The sequence below is a fragment of the Enterobacter cloacae complex sp. IR53041 genome (genome assembly GCF_049238285.1).
GTDB lineage: Bacteria > Pseudomonadota > Gammaproteobacteria > Enterobacterales > Enterobacteriaceae > Enterobacter > Enterobacter roggenkampii.
The window spans coordinates 23,755-32,693 of sequence record NZ_JBMKHB010000044.1; the positions used below are offsets into that span (position 1 = coordinate 23,755).

Consider the following 8,939-nt stretch of genomic DNA (forward strand, 5'->3'; position numbering starts at 1 on the left):
CGAAGATTTTGCCAGGGGAAAACTGAAATGAAAAAAATACTTTTTTCCTTTCTTCTTTTTTTACTTATCGGCTTCTGAGCAAAAACAATCGCTTAATTGATTTTGGTTAGTATAAAATATCGCACTAAGCAGTATTGAAGAAAGTTTTTACATCATTTGCTGAGTCATTTCTCTCTAAACCTAACGGCTCTAACAGTCCCGACCTCATATCCTGGCCCTTCAAAAAGGACTAATCAAATGATTTATCTGCTGTTAGGAATTGCGCTGTTCGCATTTTTCATCGGAACTGTCGTGTTTGTCCGTTTTAGTAAAATGACGGGAAGAAGCGTTCAGTCACCTCTTACCACGATGTTTTTCTTTGATGCGCTTTTTTTTGGTCTGGGTAGTAAGCGAGACATGAACATCGCAGCATCTTCATTTATCGTCTTTCTAGTCAGTATCTGGGGATTAACCTATTTAAAATTAAGCCCCCATTTTTGGGGAAGTCGCGAAAGTTATATTGCTTTTGCGATCGCCGGAATTTTATTTCTGATTATGCATTGCCGCTATTGTGCAAAAAATGTCGTTATCAAAAATGATGGCCTGGCCTCCATGAGAGAGTTGATTAATATCCGGCGCTCCGGCCTTACCAGCCGCTTTATATGGTTAAGCAGGGCCGGGTATCTGGGGTTCTTTATTGGCATGCTTCACTGAAGCGAGATGCGAAAAAACAGCCTCCGTGCCCATTGAGACTACCCCAGCCTCTCCACCCGCGTCTCCCCTTCCGTCATCGACAGCTGATACAGCGAAAACGATCGCTGCTTCTCAATCAACGTCGCCAGCTCCGGCGAGTGGCTGGTGAGCCAGATCTGCGAGTAGCGGCTGGCCTCGGCGATTAAGCTCGCCAGGGCGGGCAACATCTGCGGGTGCAGGCTGTTTTCCGGTTCGTTCAACGCGATAAACGCCGGTGGGCGCGGGCTGAGCAGCGCTACCGCAAGGCACAGAAAGCGCAGTGTGCCGTCGGAGAACTCTGCCGGTTCCAGCGGCCTGCTCAATCCCTCGCGCTGCATCATCATGCGAAAACGTCCGCCGGTGTTGTCGCTGTAAAACACGCAGCCGGGGAAGGCCTGGTCGAGGATGCGCATCAGCAGCAGCTCGTCGCCAATCTCCACAATGGTCTGAAACGCCGCCGCCAGGTTAGCGCCGTCGCTGGCCAGCACCGGGGAGCGGAAACCGACCTGCGGGGCGCGCATCGCCGAGCCGATTGATACAGAAAACTCATGATAAAAGCGCCAGTTACGCAGGGACTCGCGCATCTGCGACACTTCCGGGTAAAGATGTGGTTCGCCGAGCTGTCCGAATACCGATTCGTTCTCGTACAGCGTGCCGCTGTGGGTCACCTTCTCGTGATGCACGTTGTTCAGAAACACCGCCTGATTCCTGCGCTTCATCAGCTGTGACGAAGGTCGACGGTGCTGGCCGCTCAGCCAGAGAGATTCTTCTTTGATCACCGGATCGAGCTGAAACTGCGAGGGATAGGGCAGCTTCTCCACAAACCCGACCTGCAGCTCGTATTCGTAGCTCTCTGTTTCCACCGCGAGGTTCATCCGCCGCAGCTGGTCGCTACGGGTTTTACCTGCCCAGAACACCTTCAGAATGCCGCCCTCGTTCGCCAGCGCCTGGGAAAACTGACCCTGGGCGGCGCTGTGCATCAGGTGTATCGCCTTGTAGATATTTGATTTTCCGGTCCCGTTCGGCCCGAAGACGATATTGAGCTGCTCCAGCTCCAGCGACATCTCGCGGATGGAGCGGTAATTTTGAATGTGCAGGGTGTGGATCACAGGCAGGCCCCTTTCGCAGAATAAGCCTGTATATAATCACAGTCTTTGAGATGAAATGCAAAAAAGAGACGACAGTGAGGATGTCGTCTAAACGGGGTACTGCTTTGGGCCTCTACGGGTCAATGGGGCCTTCGCATTTTTTTCATCACTTGACTGCCAGACGCAGACCCAAATCATCAGGATAGGGATCAAAGTAGTTTTGCGTCATCAGATACCGGTCGGGGTATTCGGCCAGGTAGTGCTTCAGCAGCGTGATCGGGGCGAGGATAGGTAACTGTCCGTTGCGATAGTGCAGGATCACGTCGCGCAGCTCGCCGCGCTGGCGGGTGTTAAGCTGGTTACGAAAATACCCCTGAATATGCATCAGCACGTTGGTGTGATTCTTACGCGAAGCGGGTTTTTTCAGGATGGTCATCAGTTTTTCCCGGTACGCCACAAAGAAGGCGTCCAGGTCTTCCCACTCGTGCAGCGAGGCAACGAACGGGCCGATTTCACGGTAACCCGCCTGATGGTGCGCCAGCAGCTGGAGTTTGTAACGGCTGTGGAAGTCCAGCAGCGCGCGGCGCGTGAGGCCATTTTTACGCAGCGTGTTCAATTCGTGCAGGGCAAAAACACGTTCGACAAAGTTTTCCCGCAGCACCGGATCGTGCAGGCGTCCGTCCTCTTCCACGGGCAGCCACGGCCAGGTTTCAAGGAGGGCGGCGGTGAACAGCCCGACCCCCTCCTTGCGGCCCCGGTTGCCGTTTTCATCATACAGGCGCACGCGTTCCATGCCGCAGCTTGGAGATTTAGCACAGACGATAAACCCGGCGAGATCGCCGATTTTCGGCAAAAAATCTGCCGTAAAGTCCGCCATTTTCTGCGTAACGTCTTCGTGAGGCGCGTGGCTAAAGCGCATCTGCGTTTCACCGCTGGTGGTCATAATCAAACGCAGCGCAGGGCGAGGCGTCGGCAGGCCGATGGCCATTTCCGGACAGACGGGCCTGAAGTTCACCCACTGGGCCAGCTCATCCATGACGAAGCTCATACGCTTGTGTCCGCCGTCAAAGCGAACGGCGGATCCGGTCAAACATCCGCTAATACCGAGCACAGGTTTCGTTGTCATGGTGTGGTCCTCCCGTTCATATAATTAAAACTTACACAACATGACTAATTTGTCCAAGTATTCGCGGAACTATTTTTTTATTCCTTTAGAATCAATGCGTCTTAGCTGCCCTTATAGGTCGAGTAACCGTACTGGCTCAGCAGAAGCGGGATGTGCAGCTTCTCGTTGGTGCGCGTCACGGTAAACAGCACCGGGATCTCCGGGAAGAAGGAGTCCAGCTTTTTGCCGTGGAAGTACTCAGCGGTTTTGAAGGTCACTTTATACACGCCAGGCTGCATGTCCTGATCCTGCGGATAAAGCGATTTGATGCGTCCGTCATGGTCGGTTTTACCGCTGGCAATCGGGGTCCATTTGTCCTGCTGCTGCTTCTCCAGCGTAACGCTCACGTCTGATGGCGGCATCCCGGTTTGCTGGTCGAGAATGTGGACGCTCAGCGTACCGGCAGGGGCGCTAAAGGCGGCAGGGGCAAAGGCCATTGAGGCCAGGATCAGCAGAGGGGCAGTTTTTTTCATGGTGTTTTCCTGTGGAGTTATTCGTCACAGGAAAACGTTAGCATTTGCGGCGCGGGAAAATATTCAACTTTTCGTGAAGATTCCCGCAGGAGAAAATGATCAGAGGATAATCACTTCAAGCGATACCTGCTGCTGCCACTGCTCCACCTGCTTTTTCCGCCCGGCGGTGAGTTTACCGCTGGTGACCAGCAGCCATTTTCGCTCCGGGAAAATGTCCGGAGCCAGGGCGTCTGGCGGAACTGGCAGAATGTCGATGCGGTGGCCCTGCCCGGTGCGCGTTAGGGCTTCGAGCCAGATCTCGCACGGGTCGTTCAGGTGCCAGCCGCTAAGCAGAATATTATCGCCCGGCGCTTTTTTATCGCCTTCGAGGCAAAACGAGGTATAGGCGATGATGATGCCGTCGAGGATCGCGCGCAGGGTCATGGCGGCGGCCACGTTAGCCGAGACCTGGCGGCGCAGCGGGCGCAGCACGTTCGCGACCAGCTCCGGCCTTGGGTATTCGCGCCCGGCGTCGTAAATCATCTGGCGCAGGGACTCGACTTTGCCGTCCTGCAGGCGTTGCAGCATGTTCTGCTGCAGGGTTTGCCAGTTGTTGGTTCGGCCCGGCGTCGGGCGTTCCAGCAGCGGTTTGACCTGGCCGATCGGGACGCCTTTTTTTACCCAGTCGAGGATTTTGAGCGCCTGCTGGACGTCCTCATCGCTGTACTGGCGATGGCCGCCTTCCGTGCGCTGTGGCTTGAGTAAACCATAGCGACGCTGCCACGCCCGCAGGGTGGTGGCGGTGATGCCGCTGAGTCTGGCGAATTCGCCGATGGAGTAAGCCATGTCCGTGTCCAGAGTGGAGGAATACTCTCAATATACTACGAATTTTCCCGAAGGGGATGAAGCGCCGAAACGGTGCACTACACTTAACATCCAACCGTGCAAATGAAAGGAATTCTCATGAAGCTATGGCCTGTTATGACCGGTGTTGCGATTGCTTTGACGCTGGTCGCCTGTAAATCCCCCACGCCGCCGAAAGGCGTGCAGCCTATTACCAACTTCGAAGCCAGCCGCTATCTCGGCAAATGGTACGAAGTCGCCCGTCTGGAAAACCGCTTCGAACGCGGCCTGGAGCAGGTGACGGCGACCTACGGCAAGCGCAGCGACGGCGGTATTAGCGTGCTTAACCGGGGTTACGATCCGGTGAAGAACAAGTGGAATGAGAGCGAAGGCAAAGCGTACTTTACCGGCGAACCGACCACGGCCGCGCTGAAGGTCTCCTTCTTCGGCCCGTTCTACGGCGGCTATAACGTGATCAGACTGGACGATAAGTACCAGTATGCGCTGGTCAGCGGCCCGAACCGCGATTACCTGTGGATCCTGTCGCGCACGCCGACCATCCCGGATGCGGTGAAGCAGGATTACCTGAACACCGCGCGCAGCCTGGGCTTCCGGGTTGACCAGCTGGTGTGGGTGAAACAATAAAAATCGTGCTTTCTTCCTGGGGCATTACTGGCACGCCTGGATAGACTTCCGTTAAAAGCCTAACGGAGGGAAGACGACATGAACTGGCAGCCTTTTCGCGGCGATGCACCGGAAAATATGACGATTTTCAGCGCGTCATTTCCCGACGTCAGCGACCAGTGGCCGATGAAAGACGATGCTGCCCGTGAGATCGCCTCCCTTGACCGCGCCTTGAAAGCGGAGCCGGCGCTTCGGCCGCCGCGGGTGGAATACGACGAAGGGGGGCTGGCCGTGCTTGTCCCGCAGAATCGCTATTCCGAACAGGCCTTTCGCAACCGCCCGGCGCTCACCGCGTGGCGCACCCGGCTGGTGCCCTCCGCGCTGGCGCTGTTTGTGGTGCAAAACCCGCTGGAGGACCGCCTGCCCGACGGCACGAAAATGGACAGCGACAGCCGCCAGTGGTTTATCCACGCTAACGATGCGATTGGCGTGCGCTCCCGCGCCCGGGTGCTGGCCGCGCTGGTGGATAAGTACATTCATAATGAAAGCGAGAACAACTGGGTCAGCCTCGCGAGCGGCGCCGCCATCCCGGTGCTGGAGGCGCTGCGCGAAGCAAAGCTTGATGGCCAGCAGGTCTATCTCACGCTGGTGGACAAAGACCCGGTGGCGCTGAGCTGGGCGGAAACCATGGCGGCGCAGGAAGGCATTGTGGTGGGCGAACAGCTGACGCTGCTCAGGCGCAACCTGCTCCATACGCTGGTGCGTAACGAGGACCTGCTGCTGGAGCTGGGCGAGCATCAGGCTGAACTGGTCGACGCGCTGGGGATTTTCGAATACTTCAATGATACCGACGCGGTGATTTTTCTCCAGCGCGCGCTGCGGCTGGTCAAACCCGGCGGCGCGGTGATTGTGTCGAACATGCTCACCAGCAGCCCGCAGATTGACTTTGTGCTGCGGGGCATCGGCTGGGAGGATATTCACCCGAGGTCGTTACAGCAGCTTCAGGACATCCACCTCGCGGCCGGCGTGCCGGTGGAAAACGTCACCGTGGTGGTGCCGAAGGACGGGGTCTATGCGGTGATGGAGATTAGGGTAGGGGATGAAAAACCGCACGGTCAGTTCCCTCTCCCTGTGGGAGAGGGCTAGGGTGAGGGGGAACAGGCCGCATAGAGTGATTTGCATTGGTAGGATTTTCCAATCATGATCCCCCCATGAAAATTGAAACCGCACTCCCCACACACTTCGAGCGTCTGGTCGCGATCTGGGAATCCTCCGTCCGCGCCACCCATCACTTTATACAGGAAAGCGATATTGCGGCGCTGCGCCCGCTATTGCTCAACGCGTATTTGCCAAACCTCACCGTCATGATGGCCCGCGATGACGCAGGCGTTATTCACGGCTTTTTAGGCGTGGATGAAAACCGCATTGAAATGCTGTTTGTTGATGATGCGAGCCGGGGGAAGGGCGTCGGGAAATTGCTGCTGCAGTACGCCATCGCAGCGTTCGGCGCGAACGAAGTGGACGTGAATGAGCAGAACCCGCAGGGCGTGGGATTTTATCGCCATATGGGGTTTGAGCAGGTCGGACGCTCGGAACTGGACGGGCAGGGGAATCCGTTTCCGTTGCTGCATATGCGGTTGGGTGGGCAGGTTTAACGCCCTCTCCCTCTGGAGAGGGAGTCTGCAAGCTAGTTACTGGTAATTTGCCCGATGATTACGCCACGCACTTTTTCCCCATCAAAGTAATAAGAGACCGTATTACTCTGGATGAATCCATTCTGTACTGGCGTCTCCTGATAAAAAAGCATCGCTTTCTTTTTGGCGATCTCTTTCTTGCCGAGCAATGCAACTAAATTCCCGTGAGTAGCATTCAACAACGGAACATTAGCGACTGAGACTTTGACAGGTTCCGTTGTTTTTGCACACTCTTTATGAATCCCATCCCTGGCTATGGCTAGTGCCGTTAATAATCCTGCACCCATTTCGTTATCCGAGATGAACCAGTAATTCGTGTCATCGTCGTCATGAAGGCAGAACCAACGAGCGGAACTGTCTTTGTTGACTGGTGTGCTGGAGATGTCTGCCAGATGAGTAACCTCCATTTGTACGGCTTGCTTGCCTATAGCGATGGTCGGTGAAAGGGGCATTGCTGTAGAAATTTCCGTCAGCGAGCCGTCTTCATCGTAATACTGAGCCGCGAAACCGGTCATTTCAGTTGCTAAGACGTGCGAACTGACTGCAACGAGTAATGGCAATAAACAAAATAAACGCTTCATTTGACAATCAATACCGTATCGTTGCTTTTCCAGATACTCCTTCTGGCACTCAGAGGAGCAATGATGCAGCCCTCTGAAGAGTCGTCGGGGTGCAAACTGCTTTTACCATGTATTTTAAATGCGTCCCTACCACACATATCATTTGTCGAGTAGGGCGTGAGACTGAGAGTATATTTCCCAGTGTGGGCTGAATTATGAGGGGACCCAATAGTGTAGGTACCTCGTGGCAGCGGTCCGCTGTTTTTTACACATTCTTGTGACGGATCGTTTTTGTAACCACTTGCACCTGCGTAATCTGCATCAAATTGGTAGACACCATCCAGATAAAATTTATGCTCTTTTACATCATATTCCCAGGACATACTTTCTCCTTAAGCGCGCTCTTTCCAGGTATCAGAGTGAATGAAATTTCCATCAATATAGTGCCATGTGATTTTTTCATATATTAGATCTACATATTCATGGTGTGTATAGTGTTCGTTTTGCGGATGTTTAATATCAAACATGACAGGTTCAATTTGAACAACTCTTGCATTTTCTAACGTTGTCTTAAAGTAAGCCTCTTCGAGTCCGTTATAGTTGATCCTGTAAAATATGAACTCTGCTTTTTTTAGCGTTTGCCCAGTGCACAAGGCTTTGTATAGATATGAGGATGATGAATCAATCTCTTTCATGAATGCATAGGTACTACAAATGCGTTTTGCTGTGATTTTTCCGGAGAATTTATCTATAGGCTGTTCTATAGAATGCATAAATTCAATCACTTCTATTGAACCTTCGCGACTCTTTATATCGACAGATCCATTAATCCTCCGGCCTGAATCATCCTCGAGCCATAAGTAAACAGGTATAGCCATCTCAATCTCCTTTTATAGACTGAGGGAAACTACTCTTCATTATGGATTTAAATTGTGACTTTCATTTCAAAACAGGAATGCTAAAGAATTTTGGTTGGTTTAATAGAAAGTTGTTGTTGCGAGATATGGGTGGCGTCAATCAATGTTATAAAATTTATAAGCTCGATTTATGGTTATTCTTCCATCGCAAGAATAGTGGTCACTAAAAATAATCAAATATTGAAATGATGAATGTCATTAAATAATGAACCTATACCGGGATTATCGCTTAGCCTGCTTATCCCATTTTAATAAGCCGACGATATCTTTCTCACCCTCGGCTTCTTTCAGCAGGCGCTGCTTTTTTCATACTCAACGTATTCTAAGCACGCCTTTTCATCAGCCGCTTTCTTGCTGATTTTGCCTGCTTCTTCTAAAACGTCCCGGTCATTAAATTGCAGGAACTGATCGAGTTTAGTTTGTCAGTCTCGTAAAAATATCTGCTTGCGGTGTTTGGCCTGATCTTCGGTAAAATCGAGCCACATATTAACGACGCGATTAAGCTCGCTCACCTCATCCAGAGACAGATAATTTTTTGCAGTGGTGACATCGCTTTTACGGACTTCTTCGCCTTTATAGCTGGACATCCCCATATGCGGTTGAGTGGCATCGACGCGCTGGTGAATCAACTCAGTAGCAGTGTGGCCCGTGCAGGTAAAATGCAGTTTATTCTGGATAGTCTGGAAGAATTCCGTCGTCTCTTTGAACGACGACTGATAGTCAGCGGCTAATGAGAAATCTCCCTTTCGCGGAGCGGACGCGATAGCCGATGGCAAGAATGACGGGCAGGCTAAGGAAGGTGCGAATAAGCAGGTCATTTCTTCCCAAGCTGACTCGCTGATTAAAATTTCGCGGATCTGGGCCGATTTTTTTCCCGCAAACACA

At 52.7% G+C, this 8,939-nt stretch carries 11 protein-coding genes and 1 pseudogene; 4 read left to right on the top strand and 8 right to left on the bottom strand.

Going from position 1 to position 8,939, the window contains the following annotated elements; translation table 11 throughout:
- Positions 1-237 precede the first annotated feature (237 nt).
- Positions 238-693 carry a hypothetical protein gene (locus ACOTXF_RS21730; RefSeq protein WP_045414818.1) on the top strand — a complete coding sequence of 152 codons (456 nt, stop codon included), beginning with the start codon at positions 238-240 and terminating at the stop codon, positions 691-693.
- A gap of 38 nt (positions 694-731) precedes the next feature.
- Here ACOTXF_RS21730 and ACOTXF_RS21735 read toward each other — a convergent pair whose 3' ends face one another.
- The 4 genes from ACOTXF_RS21735 to ACOTXF_RS21750 form a co-directional block, all read right to left on the bottom strand.
- The gene (locus tag ACOTXF_RS21735; protein WP_048962083.1) at positions 732-1,820 is read right to left on the bottom strand and encodes an AAA family ATPase; all 1,089 of its coding nucleotides are present in this window, start codon (positions 1,818-1,820) and stop codon (positions 732-734) included.
- 145 nt (positions 1,821-1,965) lie between these two features.
- Positions 1,966-2,925, bottom strand: a complete 960-nt coding sequence (locus ACOTXF_RS21740; RefSeq protein ID WP_008500118.1) for a YbgA family protein — start codon at positions 2,923-2,925, stop codon at positions 1,966-1,968.
- 101 nt (positions 2,926-3,026) lie between these two features.
- Complete coding sequence (gene uraH, locus ACOTXF_RS21745; RefSeq protein ID WP_008500117.1) at positions 3,027-3,437, bottom strand: hydroxyisourate hydrolase; 411 nt, start codon at positions 3,435-3,437, stop codon at positions 3,027-3,029.
- A gap of 99 nt (positions 3,438-3,536) precedes the next feature.
- On the bottom strand, positions 3,537-4,262 hold the full coding sequence (locus ACOTXF_RS21750) for a MerR family transcriptional regulator (RefSeq protein WP_008500116.1): 726 nt from the start codon (positions 4,260-4,262) through the stop codon (positions 3,537-3,539).
- A gap of 117 nt (positions 4,263-4,379) precedes the next feature.
- Here ACOTXF_RS21750 and ACOTXF_RS21755 point away from each other — a divergent pair, with 117 nt between their 5' ends.
- The 3 genes from ACOTXF_RS21755 (at position 4,380) to ACOTXF_RS21765 (ending at position 6,538) form a co-directional block, all read left to right on the top strand.
- On the top strand, positions 4,380-4,904 hold the full coding sequence (locus ACOTXF_RS21755) for a lipocalin family protein (protein WP_316937134.1): 525 nt from the start codon (positions 4,380-4,382) through the stop codon (positions 4,902-4,904).
- Positions 4,905-4,982: 78 nt separating this feature from the next.
- Positions 4,983-6,029 (top strand): class I SAM-dependent methyltransferase, encoded by a 1,047-nt coding sequence (locus ACOTXF_RS21760; RefSeq protein ID WP_047745850.1) that lies wholly within the window; start codon positions 4,983-4,985, stop codon positions 6,027-6,029.
- A 65-nt stretch (positions 6,030-6,094) separates the two neighbouring features.
- Positions 6,095-6,538, top strand: coding sequence for an acetyltransferase (locus tag ACOTXF_RS21765; RefSeq protein ID WP_047745848.1), 444 nt, complete (start codon positions 6,095-6,097; stop codon positions 6,536-6,538).
- 32 nt (positions 6,539-6,570) lie between these two features.
- Here ACOTXF_RS21765 and ACOTXF_RS21770 read toward each other — a convergent pair whose 3' ends face one another.
- The 4 genes and pseudogenes from ACOTXF_RS21770 to rhuM form a co-directional block, all read right to left on the bottom strand.
- Positions 6,571-7,158 carry a hypothetical protein gene (locus ACOTXF_RS21770; RefSeq protein WP_223861925.1) on the bottom strand — a complete coding sequence of 196 codons (588 nt, stop codon included), beginning with the start codon at positions 7,156-7,158 and terminating at the stop codon, positions 6,571-6,573.
- Entirely contained in the window at positions 7,155-7,520 is a 366-nt protein-coding gene (locus ACOTXF_RS21775; protein WP_008500111.1) for a tlde1 domain-containing protein, read from the bottom strand. Before ACOTXF_RS21775 ends, ACOTXF_RS21770 begins: the two co-directional genes overlap by 4 nt.
- Positions 7,521-7,529: 9 nt before the next feature.
- Complete coding sequence (gene tssD / locus ACOTXF_RS21780) at positions 7,530-8,015, bottom strand: type VI secretion system tube protein TssD (protein ID WP_047745846.1); 486 nt, start codon at positions 8,013-8,015, stop codon at positions 7,530-7,532.
- Positions 8,016-8,276: 261 nt separating this feature from the next.
- Positions 8,277-8,791, bottom strand: a pseudogene (rhuM, locus tag ACOTXF_RS21785) (RhuM family protein); the annotation flags it as partial.
- Between the last annotated feature and the right edge of the window lie 148 nt (positions 8,792-8,939).

What these genes read in the sequence shown, in the direction of transcription:
- ACOTXF_RS21730 (WP_045414818.1), top strand. Translation starts at nt 238, where the DNA reads ATGATTTATCTGCTGTTAGGAATTGCGCTGTTCGCATTTTTCATCGGA.
- ACOTXF_RS21740 (WP_008500118.1), bottom strand. Translation starts at nt 2,925, where the DNA reads ATGACAACGAAACCTGTGCTCGGTATTAGCGGATGTTTGACCGGATCC.
- uraH (WP_008500117.1), bottom strand. Translation starts at nt 3,437, where the DNA reads ATGAAAAAAACTGCCCCTCTGCTGATCCTGGCCTCAATGGCCTTTGCC.
- ACOTXF_RS21750 (WP_008500116.1), bottom strand. Translation starts at nt 4,262, where the DNA reads ATGGCTTACTCCATCGGCGAATTCGCCAGACTCAGCGGCATCACCGCC.
- ACOTXF_RS21755 (WP_316937134.1), top strand. Translation starts at nt 4,380, where the DNA reads ATGAAGCTATGGCCTGTTATGACCGGTGTTGCGATTGCTTTGACGCTG.
- ACOTXF_RS21760 (WP_047745850.1), top strand. Translation starts at nt 4,983, where the DNA reads ATGAACTGGCAGCCTTTTCGCGGCGATGCACCGGAAAATATGACGATT.
- ACOTXF_RS21765 (WP_047745848.1), top strand. Translation starts at nt 6,095, where the DNA reads ATGAAAATTGAAACCGCACTCCCCACACACTTCGAGCGTCTGGTCGCG.
- ACOTXF_RS21770 (WP_223861925.1), bottom strand. Translation starts at nt 7,158, where the DNA reads ATGAAGCGTTTATTTTGTTTATTGCCATTACTCGTTGCAGTCAGTTCG.
- ACOTXF_RS21775 (WP_008500111.1), bottom strand. Translation starts at nt 7,520, where the DNA reads ATGTCCTGGGAATATGATGTAAAAGAGCATAAATTTTATCTGGATGGT.
- tssD (WP_047745846.1), bottom strand. Translation starts at nt 8,015, where the DNA reads ATGGCTATACCTGTTTACTTATGGCTCGAGGATGATTCAGGCCGGAGG.